This is a genomic window from Vibrio sp. 10N.286.55.E10, assembly GCF_002872555.1.
GTDB classification, from domain to species: domain Bacteria; phylum Pseudomonadota; class Gammaproteobacteria; order Enterobacterales; family Vibrionaceae; genus Vibrio; species Vibrio crassostreae.
In genome coordinates this window covers 202,347-223,462 of sequence record NZ_MCSD01000046.1, presented here as the reverse complement: position 1 = coordinate 223,462, position 21,116 = coordinate 202,347, and the positions used below count along the sequence as shown (strand labels likewise).

Here is a 21,116-nt window from a genome sequence, read left to right as displayed (position 1 = left end):
GTTTTAAGAAAAGATCAGTAAAGCTCACGCGATTAAGAGTTAAGTCGTTCCTGTTGCAGTCATTCTTTTTCCAGTCATGTGCGGGCTAAGTGAAACTTAGCTCGAACGGGATGGGTTCGGTTTTCTGGCTCAATTGATCGAAGCTTTCCCAGAGCTGCTGAAACGAGATGTCTAGAGTAGGGTGGCGTTCTTGCGCGGCAACATCAACTAACGGCCTAAGTACAAATGCGTATTCGGTGATTTCGCCTCTAGGCAGCTCTACGCCATCGATAACGCCCACTTGATTACCATAAAGGAGGATGTCGATGTCCATCGTGCGTGAAGCATAGGTTTTGGTTTGACGCTTACGATCATTCTCTGCTTCGATTTTATGTAGAACCTGAACCAGTTCGGCGACAGGGAGGTCACATTCAAACCCAACGACAAGGTTTAGGAAGTTGTCCCCCTCGAAACCGACAGGCTCGCAATCGTAGAATTTAGAAATATGCAGGGGTGCAAAGCGGTCATTCAATGCTTTGAGAGATTCTGTGACGTGGTGTTCGCGGTTAATGTTGCTTCCGATGCTGGCGTAAACGTTGGCCATAGTATTTCCTTTTTGTTTAAGAAACCTATACGTCCAACTCGCGATGAAGATCAGCTTTGCATCCTCTTAAAAACAGGAAGATAAAAGAAAATAGGGTTCTGCCGCAAATCGCCTCTGATAGTGATAGAATCTCCGCATTAGAATTATCGAGAATCTAGGTATTTATAAACAATGTTTATCCATCATGTTAACGGCATCGACTGGCTGGTAATTACAGCTTTTGAAGAACTGAAAACTATGTTTATCGAAGATGCTGGTCCAATCCCCTCTTGATTCTCGACCGCTAGTGAATTGAGCCTGATTGATCAAGCCAAGCGCAGCTATGGATTTTTACCTACACTCCGCGGTGTGATCACCGATACCGGTACGTATCAAAGTAAAGATCTTGAAGAAGATTTGAACCCACAGCTTGCGTGTATCGTTGAAGGGCGAGGTCGGGTGTTTATTTATCACGGCGACTATGTGGCATTTGTCGATGACGAACAAACCTTCATTACCCGTATGGACTGAGAGTGATTCAGTGAGTTATGAGTTACCTTACTTTCCTTTTCAACCTACCAACCTTTGCCAAGGTAATTAATTGTTTACTACCTTGAGGAATGAGGCTATGTACCAATGCTAAACTGTACAAAACAGCATCAATGGAAGCGGTGAAGTAGGGGATCTGTAATTATTCGATGAATAAAACTTAAGCCTCGCACTCTCGATGCCCTTGTTCTTGTGGCGAGTAAGAAATAAGGCAATACCTTTTGGTTCTGGGCTCAAGATTTTGGACAATAGCAAACTCTATAATGCACACATTTTTTCTCTAGTCGCTATATATGATAGTTAAACCGCTCTAGATAGTTTCGGTACAGTTATTTTTAGGATTACGCGCGCATTACAAACAGCTAAACCTAAAACTGTCGTTTAAATCCAAAGGTAAGATTAGGGTGCTAAATAGGTTGTCCCTAGATTCTTGGCATATTGCTGCTCTCTCATTGGGGTTGTTCACATACTTATCTAAGTACTCCGCTGTTAAAACGGGTTTTCCTTGATTAATAAAGGGCAGCAGTGCATCACATTCGTTGTACTCAAAACATTGTTCGTTAACAGCAAAGTCAAAGTACTCGACCAGTTCACTTATTTGGTCAAGGTCATTCTTTAATCCGACCGCAAGGCCTCTTTTATGCGCCTCGTTTGCAATAAATCGATTGTACGCGAGCTGATCTTGAGAAGTCAGATTGAACCCAGAGTTGTTGGTGTACCCATCCATATTATCAGGTTCAACACCATCACAACCTTTGTTCTTGGCAATATCCAGACGTTTTTTCATGATTGAATGAACGTTAGCCGAACGAATATCAAGCCAGCGTTCGTTGTCCCAGCCATCAAGTGTGTTTCCAAGCGTGTTTGGCAAGAAGAGTTCTCTATCATCTCGATAATCCTCATAAGAGCCTGCTGAAAAATAACACACCACTTTTATTCCTGATTGTTGTAAATTTTGTATTGTCGTATTTCTCGTATCAAAAAGGTCTACATCATAGAGAGCGACAGAGTAAGAGGTGTTTAAATTGCCTTCTAGCTGCCATTGCCACGTGACTGAAACAGGCGGGCGGTACCAAGAACCGGTTGTAATAGGGGCTACATTCGGTTCAAGAATAACTCGAGAGTTTGTATGATTAGACTGTTCTCCACCATCACTCGAATTACAGCCAGAAAGAATGACAGCACAAAGAAGAGTACTTAATAAGTATTTCACGATTACCTCCATTTGATTGGTTTGATGAATGTATTTTACAAATCAATCTGCATCAATAATTGTTTTTCTATTGGGTGATTTGTTACCAAGAAAGATTATTGATAAACCTCCACGAGAAAGAGGTTGGTGGGTTAGAGAGTTAGCGACTATGAAATTTAGCTAAAAGGTAGTGCTGTTTATATTACATCAATAATACAGAGCAAACGACGGCTAGCTTGCTCTATCTATGGGTTTTATTTGGTTGAGGTAACGAGAAAGTGCCTCAACTAAGTCTGACTTAATCAGTGGTTTCGTTAACACTTCATTTGCACCTGCCTCAATAAAAGCTAGAGTTGATGTTTGCATGATATCGGCAGTCCAGCCAAAGATAACAAGGTCATCATGTCCAGCTTGTCGTATTTTTCGAACTGTTTCCAAACCATTCATTTCCGGCATATGGTTATCAATAATGAATAGGTTGAAACCACCTGATTCTAAGTGTGTTAAAGCCTCAAAACCACTATTACAGGTAACGCACTCTACGTTTAATTTATCCAAGAATCCTTTGGCGATAATAAGGTTCATTTTATTGTCATCCGTCACAAGAATCTTAAATGGAGACAGATCGACTTGCTCTGTTATTGGATGCTTATCATCTTCGGCCTTAATTGATGGTAGGTTTATGACAAAGCTGAACTTGCTTCCTGTACCAAGTTCGCTTTGTACAGTAAGTTTGCCGTTCATCAAGGTCACAAGTTTATGGCAAATTGCCAACCCAAGTCCGGTCCCACCATAATGCCGAGTTGTTGAGACATCTGCTTGCTCAAATTCATTAAAGATTGAGCTCAGTCTTTCTGCTGGGATGCCGATGCCTGTGTCTTCGACCGTAAACTCCACCGCAGAGTATTCCAGGGGGGTGATACTGACAGTAATCGAACCACTTGCTGTAAACTTCAATGCGTTCCCAACTAAATTTAGAATGACTTGTCGGATCCGAACTGAATCACCGTTGTAGACAGAGGAGGTATTGCTGTTATCTAGCAAAGAAAACTCAATCCCTTTTTCTGAACATAAGGTTTGATAAGTGTTTAATACGGGGTTAGTGATGTCGCACATTTTGAATGAATGTGGATCAATTTCTAAACTGTCATTCTCAATTTTGGCTAAGTCTAAAATATCGTTAAGGATGGCAATTAAGTGCTCGCCTGAGTCGAGTGCTAACTGAAGAACTTCCCTTTGCTCAGCTTTTTCCAAGTCTTCAACCAACATCTGTAGAATACCCAGTAAGCCATTCATTGGAGTTCTAATTTCATGGCTCATTGTCGCCAAGAATAGTGATTTTGCATCATTTGCCTGGCGTGCATTGTTTGCCTGTTCTTCTAATTCTTTTTCAAGCTGCTTAAATTCTGTGATATCACGTTCAATGGCAATGAAGCGTTCAACTTCACCTTTAACGTTGCGTAAAGGTACAATATCAATATCAATCCAATAGGGCGTTTTGTCGATCGCGTAATTCAATATTTCCGCTTTAACTTGGTTCCCCTGTTGAATCGCAGAACCTATTCGATTTGCTGTGCTAACAGAAGTCTCTTCACCTTGTAGAAATGAGCCTGGCCTTAACCCTTTGATGGAGTCTAAGCGATAACCTGTCATTCGTTCAAAAGCACTGTTTACCCACTCTATACGCCCCTTATTATCGGTTATCACAACGCCATCTCTGGCTGTCTTGACTACGGTGGCAAGAAGATGACTTTCACGTTCTTGCTCTGCTAATCGTTTGTTGGATTCCTCAAGGAGCTTTTTGGAGCCTGCCAATTCTTTGTGGGGATTAACGAACAATTTTTGCCCGATAAAAAACACTAAAATTGAACTGAGTGCTAAGACAATCAAAAGCCCATTTAACAGTTCCTTCTGTAAGCTTAACAGCTGATTGGTGACAAAAGAGCGGCTTACCCCTTGAGTTAATACTAAATCACCTTTCGTTAAAGCCGTTTTAGTCAATAGCCAGTCTTCTTCACTGTATTTATTTTTAATTGGTATGTGTGAATGATGGCCATGTGAGTCATCTTCTTCAATAAGAGATGCGATCGGTGAGCTTATTTGACTAAGCTCGTACCAACGCTCTCGTTTCGTGACAAACGAGCCAAAGAAATCATCATAATCGACAGCGGTTTCACCATATAGAACGCCTACGAAATCACGGCCTTGAAGTAACGGCATAAATAGCTTGAGACAAATGTGGTTGGTATCATCATGCAAAAGGTAAAGGATACGATCATCGACTTCCTGATTCGCTATCGCGCCAAAGATAGCTTGCTCTTGCTTTGATGCGGGATGACGAAATGTATCTTCAAACAACAGCTGACCGGTGCGGTCTCGCACGGCAAATTGCATTGATTGGTTCTGCCCTTTGAATCGCTCAAGGTGAAATGAGAGCCGTTCTATATTTGAGACAGACACTGCGTCGATGACCCCTTGGTATTGCGAAGCTAAAACAATGCGGTCTTCTGCAACCTCGAGATACTTTTCCATAAAAATTTTGGCAGACTCAAGCTCAAAGCTACTGTTACCGCTTTGCAGTTGTTTGACTGTCGATTGGCTGTGATTAGAGATTACATAAAGTGAAATGCCGCCGTAGGTCAAAGACGTAAGCAAGAGAAAGAGTACAAGCAACACTTTGGGGCTAATTGAAGATAGCTTGGTCATGCTTAAATGACTTCCATGTTATTTTTCGGAGTTATATAAAAAATATAGGATAGATATCTTGTTTACGATCTTGTTTATCCTTTTTGTCGAATAGACTGGGCGATGACTGGCCTCATTCTTATTGCCTTTGATTAGCCGAGTTATTGCAAAACTTCCTTAAATATCTATGTTTAATATAGAAAACCAATACAAAAAGGGTCATTAAAGTATGGATGCCACTCCCGTCAAAGTTCTGTTTGTGTGCGTGAAGAAAGGTGTAAGAGCGGCTATCGCTAAAGCGATGGTTGAGCTGCAATCTAATGGGATGATACACGCTAGCTGCTGTGGTTTTGAGTCAGGACCAACCCCCCAAGTTCTCTTAGATGAGTTGTCTAACATGCTTGACGTTGCAATAATTGGCGAGAGTAAGACAGTATTTGAATTCAAAAAGACCAATGAAAGATTCGATTACGTGATTACGCTTTGTGACCAATCGAGCAACGAGCAGTGCAACTTATTTGTCGGATGCGTCAACGTGGTTTGCTCTCACGTACCCCATAGGCTCCATTGGGCTATCCCAAATCTGGCGGCCGCCCTAGAGCTGTCAGGGAGCGAAAGGACCCAGTTTGTAAGAGGGGTTGTAGAACAAATAGATCTTAAAGTGGCGCAACTTGTGGCAATAGCACAAATAAACGGCTAAATGGTCTCTGAGTTTGGTTTAACGCGGATTTACTCACCTTACAGGTAATTTTGTTTTTGTCTTTACCTGCCCAAACGCGAAGCTAGATTCAATTGAAGCAATATTGGGTAGGCGAGTTAACTGCTTGCGGATGAATTGCTCGTAGCTTTTGAGAGACTCGCTCACCACATGCAATAGGTAGTCGTGATTACCTGTCATTAAAAAACACTCTAACACTTCATCAATTGCTTCAATGTGCTGTTCAAAGTCTCGCATGTTCTCTTCGGTAGGCTTTTCAAGCTTCACCAACACAAACACATTCACGGGCAGGCCGCACGCTTCTTGATCGATACAGGCGTGATAACCGCGAATAATCCCTTGCTTCTCTAATGAGCGAACTCGGCGCAAACAAGGGGAGGGAGAAAGTGCCACTCGATCGGCCAACTCTTGATTCGTCAGCCGAGCGTTGTTTTGCAGTTCAGCCAGTATTTTCTTGTCGATCTCATCCATTGGCATAATCCATCAATATTGAATTCAGTTTGGCAATATTATTGCTCAAAGTGTATGTCTTACTTCGCAAATAGCAATTTTTAACATCTGCACAAAACTAAAATTAAAGGAGGAACAACAAGCATGGAATGACTTAGGAACTATGAATACTTCAACTCAACTTAGCCCGCTGCGTAAAACAACCAAACATGAACAAGCAGAAGCCCTAGCCATTGAGCAAGCAAAGCACTTTGGTATCGACCCAAACAGTGATTACGGCGTCACGCTGATTGAACTGGCTACGACACTGTACCAAGCCAATACCAAAACACACGACCTTTGGGCACTGACCGTCGACGGCCTTTCAGAGCTCGACAAGAGTGACCGAATTGCTTGGTTTAACGCGAAACGTTTCTTGTCATTCCAGATCGCTAAGATCCTCGACAACCTGCAAAACCCAATGCGTGCCACTTACCAATCCATTGCCACCAATAATGGTAATTTTGCGTCTAAAGGTGCGTATCCAATTTTCGATAATGTGGCTGCTATCTTCTCGGCAAGCCCGGTTATTACGCGCACTGCCACGTATTTGTTTGCGTGCACAGAATGGATTGAAGATGCGTTCAACGGTAAAGAGCCGCTGCACGATATCTATTCTCGACTGCTTAACCCAACATCGATTTCACTGGCTAACCACATGGTTGATATTGAGGCCGGCTCTCGAGCCAACGAATACCTCGCGTGGAACTTTAATTCTGGGATGGCGGCCATTGATGGGTTGTTGAGTCACTTGCTTGGGTATGAGGACATTGTATTAGCTTCACGTAACATCTATGGCGGTTCTTACCAGCTGTTGGAAGATTGGTTTGGCAAGCCGTCGAATCTGAATATCGCGGTAGAGTGGGTGGATGGTTACTCAGGAGATGAGTTTGCGACTCGCCTTGATGAGGTTGCCGAAAAATACGCAGGTCGCCTCGCCGCGGGTAAGAAGATCTACGTTTACCTTGAGTCACCGTGTAACCCGCATGGATACGTGTTGGATGTTGCGAGTATAAGCAAAGCTGGTCACGTTCGTGGTTGGGATGTGATTGTTGACTCGACAGTCGGCACTCCATTGTTGCACCCAGTACTAAAACGCGATGATGTGATGGAAAGGCCAGACTATGTGATTCACTCCTACACCAAAGAACTGGCGGGTTCTGGCACCACAACCGCTGGGGTTGTGATTGGCCGCAACGAGACCATGTTTGTTCCAAAAGGAGAAGAGGTCACTTGCACTAAGCCTAACGGCGATGAGGTCACTATTCCATGGAACGAAACGTTGTTTTGGAATGTGTACTACATTAAAGGCGCATTCTTAGATGCAGACAAAGCGTTTGAAGTGCTCAATGGCATGAAAACCTATGAGATGCGTGTGGTGCAAAAAACCATTAATACACTGACTCTCGCAAAGATCTTTGATGCTCACCCAGACATCAATGTGTCGTGTCCTGCTTTGCCAGACAGTGATAACTATGAGCATTGCCAGAACAACATGTACTTAGGATTACCCGCGGCGCTGTTTACTATCGATATGGAAGGGAACGGCCATCGTGCACCAATCAATCGAGATGGGTTTAAACAGTTCTTCGATATGCTTGAGCCCGCAATCGGTATGCAAGTGAGCCTAGGGCAAACCAATACAGTCGCGTTATGTCCGGCACTGACCACGCACTCAGAGCTGAGCGATGAGGCTCTCAATGAAGCCGGCATCAGACCAACCACAATGCGTATCTCTATTGGCTTAGAAGATCCTCGCATGTTCATTGCTCATATTATCGAAGCAGCGAAGTTATCGATTGACCGCAAACACGCTGATTTCTCATCGAGCTTCCCGAGTAACGATCGTATCGATGAAATCTATATGCAAACTTATATGGATGTACACCAGAGGTTTGTGAAGAACTTGCCGAAGTTTAGTCAGCTCACTCAGTAAATAAAAAAACACCCTGCTGACTTATTAATCGGCAGGGTGCTTATCTCTAACCAATTTCTTAGTCCTTGGTCTGATGACCAGTCTTCTTGGCGAATTTTTGCATAGCCTCAGCAAAGGTTGTTGTTCCGCCCTTCGCTTTAACTTGAACGACTTTATAACCTAGTTTTTCCAGTGCTTGGCGCTCTGCTAAAACCGCTTTATCGTCTGGCAGACTACCCTGTACAGGCTGATGAATGTAGCACCCTTCTAGTTGACCATCTTCGACCAGTTGGTGGTGTTTCAGTGCATTGATATCAAAATTCATAGTCAGTCTTTTCGTTTAAATGGAGAGTCTCTGTGGCAAAGGCCGCAAGTCTTTATAATTCTATGGTTTGTACCATACGGCATTTTAACTATAAGAAGCTAGTGTAAATACAGTAATCCGATGAAATGCAGTTGGGTTTGTCTCACTTATTCAATTTCTTGTTGAACGTGGAAAACGGGGATAACTAATTGCTGAAGTGAGTTTATCTTTCCAGATTACGCCTAACTAAATCGTGCATTTGCTTTATTGTCATCAGTGCCAACCAGATGATTTCTTCGACTGAGCGTTGACCTGTTGTAGAAGTGGGGTGCTCGGCATCGGTTTGATTGGTTAGCGCTGGCAGTTCATGGATGCGGTTATCACGAATGGTATTGATCAACGCATCCATCGCATTATGAATCAAGCTTTCGACTTGTTGCGAGCCTTGGTATTGGGTACCTTTTCTTACAAGTGGAATCAGCAAGCAGAGGTAATGGCTCAATAATCGATAGTGACTCAGCATGTCTTCGTAATAGTGAGGATCGGCGCGAGTGTGCTTAGGCTCTTGCTGCATCTCATTGTAAATCAGTTCAAGGTCGCTTTCTGCTGTTAACATGGCAGCACGTTGCTTAGTTAATGCAAGATGGTCATGTTGTTCGGTGTCAATTTGTAGCTGTTCGTAGCAATACACAAACAAGTTTTTGGAACTATTAAGCGCTTTTAACGCTTGATTGTGGATCTCTTTGCCTCGCCATTGAGGCCATAACAAACTATAACCGAGTAGGACAATCGCGCCCCCAACTATGTTGTCGATCAAACGTGGCGCTGCGAAGTCGAGCCCTTGGTGTGCCATGGCCTGATAAACCAAAATCAATAGCGCGGTAATACAACCAATGGCTAGTGAGTAATGGCGCATGATATTAAGCATCGCGACGGGCAAGAGAATGACAATTAGCGTATACATCGCGGTCGTTGGCACACCAATGTGAATCAAAGATGTGGCGAATAGCACGCCAAGCGCCGTACCTAAACAGCGCTGCCATGTTTTACTTCGTGTTGCTAAGAAGCTAGGCTGAATCACCATTAGCATTGAAATCAGCACCCAGTCCGGGCGAATCAATTCAAAATATTCCGCAATTCCTGCACCAAGGGAAAACATCAAACTAACACGGGTAACATGACGCCAAATAGGGTTGCCTCGGCTTGGTAGGCGAAAAGACAATTCGAACGGCTGAACTTCAAAAGAGCGTTCATAAGCGGGTTCATTAAGCTCAATACGACGGGAAATGTGCTTCACTGCGTATGCCCAATAACGAAAACGGGGTTGGTCTTCGAGCTTGACCGCTTCAATCAAGTCATTGGCTTCTTGCTCTAATGAGCTTAAGTGCCTCATCTCTTCGTTAGTGTTGTGTAGAAGCTGTTTTGCTTTGTGTCTTAGTCTTTGCTGACAATGTTGGCTCCAAACCAATAGCAAGTCTCGTTTGTGTTTGCTGGACTGAAATTGGTTCATTAGATCGGGATTCGTTGTGTGGCTGCTGAGTATCACTTCAAACGTATCGAGAGCGAGATACAAAGCTTGTCGGAGTGAACTAGCATCTGCTTGCTTAGATCGAAAAGATTCGGATTGAAGAGCCTGTTGGAACAACTCGATGAGTTGGTATTTGATGCGTCTTTTCGGTGCATCATTTTCGCTACCTAGCAGGAATGCTTGGCGATATTGGATGTAATCTGCCAACGTTTCGTAAATTGCGGATAGACACACACGCAGCGCATAGTGCTTCCATAACGCAAACCAAAGCCAACTAAACAGCGCAAAAGTAAGAGGCCCGAGTACCAACATAGGGTACAAGCTTAGTGCTGAATTGGAATTATGAAGTGAGAGGGTGACGACGGCTATTAATAGGCTCGACATGCCTAGTCGCCCCCAAAATGGCCCATTGACTGCAGCGCTAGCAAGTACGGCACCAAGTACCCCAAAGGTTATCCATAAAGGCAGTCCACTAATAAGTAGTAGGTAACTTATGGCTTGAGTGGCTCCCCAAGTGGTGGCGGTAATAGCAAAGCGCGTCCACCGCCTAGGGCCTGCAGCGTCAAGCCCGCTAATTAAGGCGGCTGGCATTGTCATCAGCGCAGTCATGGCGATAGCGGGTTGGTTGAACAACACGCCTAAACCGAGAAATAGTACAATGGCGCTGGTGGCACGAAGCCCCAAATTGATGGCTGGGTCGTACCAGATCTTACGTAGAATGGCAGGGGAAAACGTCATGTGGATACCTTGTTTTTTACTTGTTAGATGGACCAACTTTAGAAAAGAATCCAATCATTTAGTGGCACTCTGTAACTATAGAGTGCCACGAATAAAATTTGAATATATCAAGATGCTTGGGATTGACCTACTCGTTGGATCTCTGGTCTGAACGGTATCTATGAGCTCGACAAAAACTACATTGATTCAGTTTCTATAATTTCATTCATTAAACGATCAATTTGGAACACGACTTGGATACTTGCGTCTTCCATAGCTTTAACTGATTTAATTGTTCCTTCAATGTCCTCAGATGCTGCTTGATTCATTGCTTTACGACCATTGTCATGCACCTGTTTATGAGGTTCTTCAAGCAATTGATAACTTCTCAGGTGGTTGTAAGCCTTGCCATCACCACGATAATACCACTGACCTAAACGACACTCTGAGTGAGTGTTGATCGTTTCACTAAAGGCACCGCTTTGGAGTAAACGATAGGTGTTATTTTTCCAAATGGCGTGATCGAGCTTCACCGAATCCAAGAAAGCGCGAGTGGAAGCAATATGAATAACTTGCTTCATGTTTTCTGACTTCACGACGACTTCATTAACAATTGAGCTAATTTGTGCAGAAGATGCTGAAACTTCTTCTGCACAAACTTGGTTTTCACCGATAGAGGTTTTAATCGCATTTACTTGAGTCAAAACTTGTTTCACCAATGAATCAATTTTTTCACTGGCTTCGCTGGCTTTACCTGCAAGGGTTCTTACTTCATCGGCGACGACAGCGAACCCGCGTCCAGCCTCACCCGCGCGAGCGGCCTCGATAGCAGCATTTAGTGCCAGTAAGTTCGTTTGGTCAGAAATCTCTTGAATAGTTGATACAAGGTTAGAAATAGCACCAGCCGTATGATCCAATATATCCACAGATTGAATGCTTTGAGACGCCTGATCGCTGATCTTGATTGCTCGGTTGTCTAGGCGAACCAATGCTTGATGTGTTTGTTTAAACATATCATCTAGCTGTTGAAGCTCTTGGTTTTCATGAGCCATAGATTTAGCACTTTCAACCATCTCTTTTTGAATGGTTTTGAGCATATCTCCACCTTTCAAGCAATTAGACATCATTTCACTGCTGTTACGATGTTGTTGATGTGTCGATTGAGCAAGGTTTTGCGACTTATTTAATTCCATTTCGAGAGCATTAATATCAGATTGATGCTTCTTTTTTAGTTCGGCTAGTTGTTTTTTTAGTAATTGGTTTTCTAGTTTTATTTGTTTTATTCCAAACATAAAATACCTATATGTATAGAGCGAAAAGCTATTCAAGGGGCTGATAATGAAGCTCGGGGTTGATAACGTATTGGTTTTAAAGGTAATAATTACTGGTTGGATTGTAACAAAATATTATTAGGTTGTTAGCCTTATTATCTTGGCTAGGTTGATTAATGACTAGTAAATCACTTTTTTGTTTGGGTATTTAGTTTTTTATCTATTTTTTACCAGCTTTCATAATACTGTTTAATAGGTGGTTTTATGTTGATTAACATTATTAATGTTAAGTCTTAATTATCGTTTAAATTAGAACGCACTAATGCAAGAGGTAGGGTTGTTTTTTGAACAAATTTTCACTTAATACTCTTTAGAATGAATTCTTATTAAGTTGGTTGTCATTATTAATTTTTCTAATATTCAGATTGCAATAGGCTTGCTAATGAATAAATAAAACCTTAACATTCACATTTGTTATTACTCGCTTATATAATATTTTATTTATCAATAATTAAATGTTAGAACCATTTAATTATTGTGGATATAAGCATTCTATAGTGACGGGAAATACTTCGTATATGGGACGTCATGCACTCAATAGTAGATATGGTCATAGCTAAAAATATCTCATATCGAACTTTAATGGATTAAAAAAATGAAAATAAAGACATTGGCTTTAGCGGCTATACTCGCTTTGAATTCTCAACCTGCCTTGAGTTATAGCACCGAGAGGTGGATGGAGGATCTTTTCAGTAACACAAGGCGAGATACTCCGCTTAACAATATTATTATTCCGGGGAGCCACGATAGCGGTGCTTACGACGCGCAAAACTATAGTAAAAAGGCAGCCGGCGTTAATTTCCCACTTTCGAAACTAAGAGACTGGTCTGAGACACAAGATTTGAGTGTAAGAAAGCAGTTGAATGCCGGTACACGCTTTTTAGATTTGAGAATATATGAAGACCGAGGGGAGTATTACTTTGCTCACTCGCTTATTTACGGAAAAATCGACAACATTTTAAATGAGGTAAGCCAGTTCTTAGATGAAAACCGAGGCGAAATCGTCATCATAAAGTCTACATTTGTCCGTAATGTAACTAACACTGATAATTTTTATCAATCCTTGTGTACTAACAACTCCATCTCAAAGCATCTAATAACAAATGAGTTAAAACCAACATCTAAATACAAAGATCTCATTAAAGCCGGAAACTTAATTATTATACCTGATAAAGGTGTGTCTGGATGTGGGGCCAGTTTTTGGCCGCGCCAACGTCTAAATAGCTATTACAAAGAGGACATCTATCAAAACCCTAATAAAATAGGAAATTGGATTTCGTCGGAGTTAGCTAAGAGTCGAAGCGCAAACAACAATCGACTATATACGGAGCAGCACATTGTTACTCCCACTGCGGAGGTAATTCTCAAAGGTGTGGCTGAAACCCTGGCCAGTACAGCATTATGTACCTTAAGTATTAATCTATTTTGCAAAAACGTGACGGGCTTTTCGACAAACTTGAAAGAGTATGATGCTAAAACTGCGAAACATAACTCCATCGGTTGGCTTTACAACCATTACCACAAGGGAAGCCGTTCGAACATTGTTTTACGAGATTTCGTTTCTGAAGGTAAAAACAGGAAAATTATTGATTTTAATTTGAATAACCGAGATGTCATGGTTCGTGGTCGAGCTGAAAAGGACGATTCATTTGGCAAGGTATTCTCTAGTGGTGATTACAACGGAGATGGCGTGGCTGATTTGCTTGTTGGTTACCCGACTGAGGATATCAATGGTGATAATGATGCCGGCGCAGTGACGGTGGTTTACGGAGGTGATTCACTTCCTTCAAAAGGCTTGAGTATGTTGAGTTCCCGAGGTTTTCACCAAGACTCTAGCGGATTGTCTGGCATGTTTACTGAAGGCGGTGACCTGTTTGGTTCTGCGTTAGCGAGCGGTGATTTTAACAATGATGGTTTTGATGATGTTGCCATTGGGTCCCCAAATGAAGATATCGATGGGAAATCTAATGTTGGTATGGTCACTGTGCTGTATGGAGGTAACAAAGGACTCACTACTTCAGGCTATCAATTATTAAAAGAAGCCAATATTAGTAAGGGCAAGCAAGAAAAAGAAGACAAGTTTGGCTTCGCATTAGCCAGCCACGACTTCGATGGGGATGGTTATGATGATCTAGCCATCGGTTCTCCATATGAAGATATCGGCTCTAAAGATAATGCAGGCGTAGTCTATGTGAGCTATGGCACCAGCAATGGGCTAAGTAAGAAGCGTATTAGTAGGTTCCATCAAAATAACTCCGGCTTAGAGCGCATGGCAGCAGAGAAAGATGACCGTTTTGGACATGAGTTAGCGGCTGGAGACTTTAACGGCGATGGGCTAGGCGATTTAGCGGTTGGCGCGCCATATGAAGATTTAGGTGATGGTGATGATGAAGGGATGGTTGTTGTGCTCTTTGGCACCACCCAAGGTCTTCGTACGATGGAGTATCGTTTTTACCATGGTGATAGAAGTGGTTTTGCTGGCAGTGCTGAAAAGAACGACCATTTTGGCTACACGCTAGCAGCTGGTGATTTTAATAATGACGGCTTTGATGAGCTCGTTATTGGTGTTCCATACGAGGATTTGGGCTCTGGCGGAAACAATAATGACGGAAATGTTTTCGTGCTCAGAGGTACAAGCAGTGGCCCTTCAAGAAATAGCATTCGTGAGATTCATCAAGACAAGTCTGGTGTGCATGGCTCCGCTGAAAAAGATGATAAATTTGGTTTCGCACTAACGACTGGAGACTTTGATGGTGATGGTTATCAAGACTTAGCTATTGGTTCACCAACGGAAGACTTGGCGGGCAAGGACAATGGAGGCAAAGTGGATGTATTCTTTGGTTCTGGTAACGGCTTACGATTAAGCGGAAGCCGTGAATACAATCAAAATAAAAACAATATCACTGGTAGCGTCGAAAAGGACGACAAGTTTGGCTACAGCTTGATGGCTGGAGATTTTGATGGTGATGACAAGGACGATCTCGTCATAGGTGTTCCATTTGAAGACCTAGGCAGTGGCGGTAACAACAATGATGGTACCGTTCATGTGTTATACGGTGACTCTGATAGAGACTTAAACGGTAGAGAGCAAGAAGTTAGACAAGGGACGCGATAGTTACAAGGGACGGTATAGTTACAAGGGACGCTATAGCTACGAAGGCCCTCCTTTCAATAGGAGGGCCTGCATAAATGTTGGAGGTCATTCTATGACTAATAGAACGACTTCTCTATGCGATGTGTTTTAGCACCTACAATTCAGCCCCTATAACCATATTCTTTTTATTTTATGTGGCCATGGAATGACGACATAATCTTACCTGATTTTTTATATAAAACTCCTAAAATGCATGTTTGAAGATAATTAGAAAATTTATAGACATTTAATGTGTAATCCCTTTTTATATTCTTCTAATAAACTAGTTTCTAATTAAGTTGATCTCTAAATTAGTTGTATTCTAATTTTACTATTCCTAATTTACCAAAACCTTAAATAATTAAAGTTATTTAAAAAAACATATAATGTAAGTTATCATCAATATCCCAATTAAAATATCAATAAGGAAATAGCTTGTGTTATTAAGTAGTTCACATAGAGATGTGGATATTAAAGAAATTGAAGGTATATGCTCAAATAGTGATAGCAACCTAGAAAAAATACAAAAAATGTCTCAAATTCTAGAGGTTGTTAACAAGGAACTTGCTGAGTATGAAACTCTTTCTTTAAAGGATTACAAGGCTATCGATGATAAGTACTACGTAAGGCACTATATAGTCAGTAAGATCAACGACCTAAACAGCTTGATTTTCATACAGAACTTGAAAATAAGTGTGATGAACACGATCAGCTATCGTTATAAAAGTGATGAAAAATCTAGAAACCTCGCTGTGAAATCAAGTATTGCGAGAACAATGATTTATATCGAAGATCTTATCGAGCGTCGTAATGATGGCTTGTTAGGGGAGTCATTGAACAGTGCAATCACAAGTTTAAAGTACGATGAGAACAGTTTGTATTTTAGGCTAGAAAGCGCTTTGATCTACACGTTTCTTAAAGCAGAAAAGTCGCAAGTACTGTTCGCTATTAGCAGCACTGGCTTCAAAGAGGAGATAAAGCTCATTCCGGAATCGGGTGCTAAAATCTCAGAGAAAAAAGTAAACGGCATCGTACAAAGAGCGTTAAGCGGAAATATTCACGATAGTTTAGATGAATTTAATATAACTAAAGTGCTTAATGATGCTACGAGAGAAATAGAGATTTATCATGCTTTCTCTCAAGGTGATGATAAAGCTGCTTTCCGTTTAGCTTTGGCGAAAATGGCAGCAATATCTGATGAGATGAACACTTCGTTGGATTATTTTGACGAAACCTTCGACCAAATTTTATTAAAGAATAATATTCCTAAGAAGGTACTGATCCGAGATAAGTCTAGGAATGGTCTAGAGTTTCAGGTAATGGATACCATGGCGTTATTTTACAGTGACGCTATTACGCTAGAAGATATTATTGTTTATGAAAAGCCTACAGTAATAGAACGATTTAATGATGTTATTAATTTAATCAGTGTACTTTCTGAAGTCATGGATCTGGAAGGGGATGATAGTCAATCGACTCTAGCTATTGAAAAGATAGTAGGCAGAGAAAATTTCGACTCGGACAGTCAATATTATGCGCAGTTTGTCGATTATAAAAACTCTGATATCGAGCAAGATTTGAACACTCTGATTCGTGATCAATCAATCTATCAAAGTGACTTGAATAGCAATGTCAGCATCATTTCATCCGCAGATATCATATTGCCTTTCTACAGTAAGAATGCGATCAAAAATATTCTTGATGACTATGTGGTCGGCAAAGCAGAGGGTATTGCTGAAGCGTATCGATTGGTAGAAGAGAAATTTCCTAACTGTGATGATTCAGTGAAGGTTTTTATTGCTCTATTTGCTAATTTGTTTATGTCTGCACCGACGACAGAGGCTATCACTTTAGCGATAAAACCAGCGGTGCTGATGCTACAAACTCATCTAGGCATGAGTGGCAGAGTGGTTCTCGTGAAAGATAGTAACCATCGCCACTTCTTAGTCAGCACATTTGCATTCCATCACCGAGTGACTTACCTAGGTGGGGCCGATAACGAGCTTGTTACTCAGTTGATTGAAGTGTTACCTAAACCGGATGAGAACTGGAAAGATGTATCTTACGAAGCGTTAAACGCTATCTTTTTAAAATTGAACATTCCAACAGGTTTTGACGACACTCAGGAGCAACCTAAACCTTTCTTATTGCGCAATCATAGATTTGATAACTTTATGTGGGACGCAGTACAAGAGACGACGCTCCTTAAGTTTAACCTGATTGCTCAGTCGTTTAAAAAGGTTGGCACCAAAAAACAGTTCCAAGAGAATTATCTTTTGAAAGATCTGGTTGCGAATGAATTTAAGTTATCTCTGAGCGACAAATTGGTCGAAATGAAGGAAGTTCTGTTTACTGAAAGCTCAATGGAAGCCGCATTAAACAACAAGGTTCCGTTCTTACAAGTCGCGCAGAAGATGATAAATGATCCTGATTATGAGGTAGATATTCAAGATGTTGAATCGATTTTGCTTGATTCAATTGTACTTCTAGCAGACATCATTCCCATTTTTTCCCCGATCGCTAAGGCGTTGGATGTTAATCTCTCTGTTATTGTAAATGCTTGTGTAGTGAAAAATATCAGAGTGATTCGTTTATCTAAAACGGCCTTCATGAGAAGCGTTGTTAACGATATCTCTGACGAATTTATACGTCGTTCTAAATTTATATCGAGCGATGCCATCGGCGATCTAAAAAATAAGATAAGAGCGATTAAAAAGTACAAGTTCATGAAAGAAACCAGTGAACGTTTAGAAACCATCAAAACGATGGGCTTAAGTGGTGGGGCGGGCAGCTTTAAAGTGAATAGTGCTTACGGTGCCTCTTCTGGAAACGTTGTACTTGAAACGTTTGACTGGTGTTTTAATGGAAAAGGACCCGTTGGGAAAGTTGTATCGGACAATAAGATTCCATTGCCAGCTCAGCCTGAAGTTTTTCAATCTATCATCGATGAAAAGGTTTCTATAGTAAGGCAGGCGGATGAACCGATTTTGATTTCTGGTTGGCGTTCCCCACAAACTGGCCGCATTCATATTCTGGATGGACAGCACAGGTTTATTGCCGCGGCGAAGCTGGGGATTCCCGTTGAAGTAAAAATCAAAAAGTTCGGTACTGTACCAACCCAGGTAGACTGGAGTGGCACGAAGTTTAGCCAATCTACCCCTGCAAAGCACAAGATAAAAGGTGTTCAGAAGCCGATATTCAAAAAAACTGTCGTTCAAAAGGCTACTAACACCAAGGGGAAAGTTGAGAACATCCACATTCACCCCGAGCTTAGAATTGGTTCGATTGGCCGACCTAATAAAAACTATTCTACTGGCGCGCAGCTGATGACGTTTTGTGAGAACCTGAAACGTAACAATGTCGCGGCATTGATCTCCCTTGATTCTGGGATGTCGGCAAGAGAGATCGTATCGCTAACCAAGCAATTAGCGAGTCACAATATCGAGTATATCTCTAACAAGACGACGTATATCAAGGACTTCTTTTCTATCAAAGCCCTTACACAGCCTTCAAGTGAAGATATCGATGGTCTAGCGAATCGGGTTCTGGACTTATTGAGTACACGCGAAGGGAATGTGTTAGTCCATTGTGCGTTAGGTGATGGTCGCTCTGGTATGGTTAAGTCTGCAGTGATAATGAAACAAATGTTCAACGAGAGCCGTTTAGATTTAAGCAATGTGCTCGAGGGGACTAAGGCTTACGTCAAACCGTCCATCGAATCCGAACAAGCCGTTTTATCATATTTAGATGTGAAAAATAGCATTGATACGATTCGTAAAACTCATCCCAAAGCACTCGAGCGCTCTGATGATATAGAGGTTTTAAATCAATACCTTGAATATCTTCAAAATCAGAGTGCAACTGCATAATTGATCTCGTACTCGTGTCCTCAGTGACACTGAGCTATTAGGTTACACTGCCTCCTCTGAACAAGTAATCGAGTGGGGCAGTGGTTAAATCAATCCGGGTAAAATCAATAGGGCTTAGAGCTGCTCTATATTAAGTGCCTTCGCTTTTTCAGCTCACGCTTTTTGATGGGTGGTATTGGTCATCATGGCTATAAGTCTTGCAACTTTTTTACGCATGTCACGCCTATCTACAATCATGTCTAAAGCACCATGTTCGAGTAAGAATTCACTCTGTTGAAAACCGTCAGGTAGCTTTTCCCGTACCGTTTGTTCAATGACTCTTCGGCCCGCGAAACCGATTCTCGCTTTAGGCTCACCGATATTGATATCACCCAGCATTGCTAAACTGGCTGAGACACCGCCAAAGGTTTGGTCTGTTAGTACCGAGATATAGGGCAGTTTAGCTTCAGACAATCGTTTGAGCGCAGCGCTGGTTTTCGCCATTTGCATCAATGCCATGAGTGATTCTTGCATGCGCGCGCCCCCGCACGCTGAAAAACATACCAGTGCGCAGTTTGATTCAATTGCTTTATTGACTGCATCGACAAATCGAGCGCCTACAACGGATCCCATTGACCCTGCCATAAAAGCAAATTCGAAAGCACATGCGACAACTGGCATTCCAAGTATCTCGCCCTTCATCACGACCAGTGCATCTTCCTCACCTGTACTTTTTTGTGCAGAGGCCAGTCGCTCGGTATAGCGTTTGTTGTCTTTAAAGCTGAGTAGATCTTTTGGTTGGTGTTGATCACCTAACTCCGTACGTTCGCTGTTATCGAGAAATGTTTCTAAACGAAGACGTGCTGTCATGCGCATATGATGTCCACATTTTGGACACACCTGTAGGTTTTCCTTGAGTGCGATATGGTACAAGGTTTGAGTACAAGAAGGGCAGTTGATCCAGACACCTTCTGGGACTGACGCTTTACGATTACTTTTTAAGTTATTCTTATTCAATAGTTTTTCTAGCCAGCTCATGGATAACCTTTATTCCCATCGTTCGAGTGATGAATATTGTATAAGCCTGATTTTGGTAATAAAGTGGCAATATTTGGCTTTATAATCCAATAATATGGGATTATCTGTGAGGGGATATGCTGGATAAGATTGATCAGCAATGGCTAAAGAGTTTTCATTGTGTTTATGAGAATAATAGCTTCAAAAGAGCGGCAGAGTTTCTGTGTTTACCGACTTCAAATGTTAGCCGACATATTGCGTTGTTAGAGCAACAACTAGACGTAAGACTGTTTGTGAGAAGCACGCGTCGTATTGCTCCAACGGAAGCTGGAGAGCATCTTTATCAGCGCACGCAGCCCTTGTTGGATAAACTCAACCAGGCGATAGAAGAGGTCACACAACACTCTCAAGAGGTGCAGGGGCAGTTAAACATCTTAATGCCGGACTCTGCCGAATTAGCTCAAGCTGTTATTTCCTTTTGCAACCAGTACCCATCCATATCACTGTGTTGTGATACCAGCATCAGTCCAAAAGAGGACCTGATCGACGGCTTTGACGTTATTGTCAGTTTTCATCGAGGAAAGTTAGAAGACAACAGCTGGATCGCCAAAGAAATCCAACGTTGGCCGAGTGTAGTCGTTGCTTCACCTAAACTTCTTCAAACCTGCTCAAAACCGTTTCAGATTACAGATCTAAAACACGTGCCCTGTATCAGTAGCTTTACCGCATTGAACGGAACGCCTTGGGTATTTATAGACGATCATGGTGAATGGGTAACACAGCGAGTCAAATCATCATTTAAGGTCAACAGTGGTCAGCTTGCTAAAGCTGGAGCATTGGCCGGTTTAGGCTTTGCGATACTACCAGCTGAGCTTTGTCGTGAAGAGGTTGAAGCTGGTGAATTAGAAATCGTGGAGCTCGAATATCAGCCCGCAGACTTAGTCCTGTATGCGTTTTATGCCTCAAGAAAACATATTGCGAAGAGGGTTCCTGCTTTTATCGAGCACTTGCAGCACCATGCAAAATAAATCAGTAGGTCATTTAAACACCCCCTTGTCTAGGGGCGTAATAACGGGTACTGAAAAGCTACCCCCCAGTATCGCTAAAGTGCTACATTACAAGTTAACC

13 protein-coding genes and 1 pseudogene are annotated in these 21,116 nt (G+C 42.0%); 6 read left to right on the top strand and 8 right to left on the bottom strand.

Annotation, left to right across the window (positions count from 1 at the left end):
* Positions 1 to 85 precede the first annotated feature (85 nt).
* Positions 86 to 583: a 2-amino-4-hydroxy-6-hydroxymethyldihydropteridine diphosphokinase gene (folK, locus tag BCV39_RS19840; protein WP_102431300.1), complete on the bottom strand. Its 498-nt coding sequence runs from the start codon at positions 581 to 583 to the stop codon at positions 86 to 88.
* 171 nt (positions 584 to 754) lie between these two features.
* On the opposite strand from folK, the pseudogene BCV39_RS19835 reads away from it, so the two are divergent.
* Positions 755 to 1,093: pseudogene (locus BCV39_RS19835) on the top strand (cytosolic protein).
* A 370-nt stretch (positions 1,094 to 1,463) separates the two neighbouring features.
* On the opposite strand, the gene BCV39_RS19830 reads toward BCV39_RS19835, so the two are convergent.
* Together BCV39_RS19830 and BCV39_RS19825 are read right to left on the bottom strand one after the other, a co-directional pair.
* On the bottom strand, positions 1,464 to 2,324 hold the full coding sequence (locus BCV39_RS19830; protein ID WP_102431299.1) for an endo alpha-1,4 polygalactosaminidase: 861 nt from the start codon (positions 2,322 to 2,324) through the stop codon (positions 1,464 to 1,466).
* Positions 2,325 to 2,534: 210 nt separating this feature from the next.
* Positions 2,535 to 5,009, bottom strand: coding sequence for an ATP-binding protein (locus tag BCV39_RS19825; protein WP_102431298.1), 2,475 nt, complete (start codon positions 5,007 to 5,009; stop codon positions 2,535 to 2,537).
* Between the two features lie 208 nt (positions 5,010 to 5,217).
* Between BCV39_RS19825 and BCV39_RS19820 the strand changes: the two genes are divergently transcribed.
* Positions 5,218 to 5,688, top strand: coding sequence for a hypothetical protein (locus BCV39_RS19820; protein ID WP_102431297.1), 471 nt, complete (start codon positions 5,218 to 5,220; stop codon positions 5,686 to 5,688).
* Between the two features lie 33 nt (positions 5,689 to 5,721).
* Here BCV39_RS19820 and BCV39_RS19815 read toward each other — a convergent pair whose 3' ends face one another.
* Complete coding sequence (locus tag BCV39_RS19815) at positions 5,722 to 6,177, bottom strand: Lrp/AsnC family transcriptional regulator (RefSeq protein WP_017106082.1); 456 nt, start codon at positions 6,175 to 6,177, stop codon at positions 5,722 to 5,724.
* Between the two features lie 142 nt (positions 6,178 to 6,319).
* Here BCV39_RS19815 and BCV39_RS19810 point away from each other — a divergent pair, with 142 nt between their 5' ends.
* Complete coding sequence (locus BCV39_RS19810; RefSeq protein ID WP_102431296.1) at positions 6,320 to 8,131, top strand: PLP-dependent transferase; 1,812 nt, start codon at positions 6,320 to 6,322, stop codon at positions 8,129 to 8,131.
* Positions 8,132 to 8,189: 58 nt separating this feature from the next.
* Here the strand turns inward: BCV39_RS19810 and BCV39_RS19805 are convergent, their stop codons facing one another.
* The 3 genes from BCV39_RS19805 to BCV39_RS19795 form a co-directional block, all read right to left on the bottom strand.
* Positions 8,190 to 8,435 carry a hypothetical protein gene (locus tag BCV39_RS19805; RefSeq protein WP_048658464.1) on the bottom strand — a complete coding sequence of 82 codons (246 nt, stop codon included), beginning with the start codon at positions 8,433 to 8,435 and terminating at the stop codon, positions 8,190 to 8,192.
* Positions 8,436 to 8,637: 202 nt separating this feature from the next.
* Entirely contained in the window at positions 8,638 to 10,680 is a 2,043-nt protein-coding gene (locus BCV39_RS19800) for an FUSC family protein (RefSeq protein ID WP_102431295.1), read from the bottom strand.
* A gap of 176 nt (positions 10,681 to 10,856) precedes the next feature.
* Entirely contained in the window at positions 10,857 to 11,951 is a 1,095-nt protein-coding gene (locus tag BCV39_RS19795; RefSeq protein WP_102431294.1) for a methyl-accepting chemotaxis protein, read from the bottom strand.
* A 634-nt stretch (positions 11,952 to 12,585) separates the two neighbouring features.
* Between BCV39_RS19795 and BCV39_RS19790 the strand changes: the two genes are divergently transcribed.
* Both BCV39_RS19790 and BCV39_RS19785 read left to right on the top strand, forming a co-directional pair.
* Positions 12,586 to 15,105, top strand: coding sequence for an FG-GAP-like repeat-containing protein (locus BCV39_RS19790; RefSeq protein WP_102431800.1), 2,520 nt, complete (start codon positions 12,586 to 12,588; stop codon positions 15,103 to 15,105).
* Positions 15,106 to 15,560: 455 nt separating this feature from the next.
* Positions 15,561 to 18,992: a hypothetical protein gene (locus BCV39_RS19785; RefSeq protein WP_102433631.1), complete on the top strand. Its 3,432-nt coding sequence runs from the start codon at positions 15,561 to 15,563 to the stop codon at positions 18,990 to 18,992.
* A gap of 153 nt (positions 18,993 to 19,145) precedes the next feature.
* On the opposite strand, the gene accD is transcribed toward BCV39_RS19785, so the two are convergent.
* Positions 19,146 to 20,009, bottom strand: a complete 864-nt coding sequence (gene accD, locus BCV39_RS19780; protein ID WP_102433630.1) for an acetyl-CoA carboxylase, carboxyltransferase subunit beta — start codon at positions 20,007 to 20,009, stop codon at positions 19,146 to 19,148.
* Positions 20,010 to 20,125: 116 nt separating this feature from the next.
* Between accD and BCV39_RS19775 the strand changes: the two genes are divergently transcribed.
* Complete coding sequence (locus BCV39_RS19775; RefSeq protein ID WP_102433629.1) at positions 20,126 to 21,016, top strand: LysR family transcriptional regulator; 891 nt, start codon at positions 20,126 to 20,128, stop codon at positions 21,014 to 21,016.
* Positions 21,017 to 21,116 lie beyond the last annotated feature (100 nt).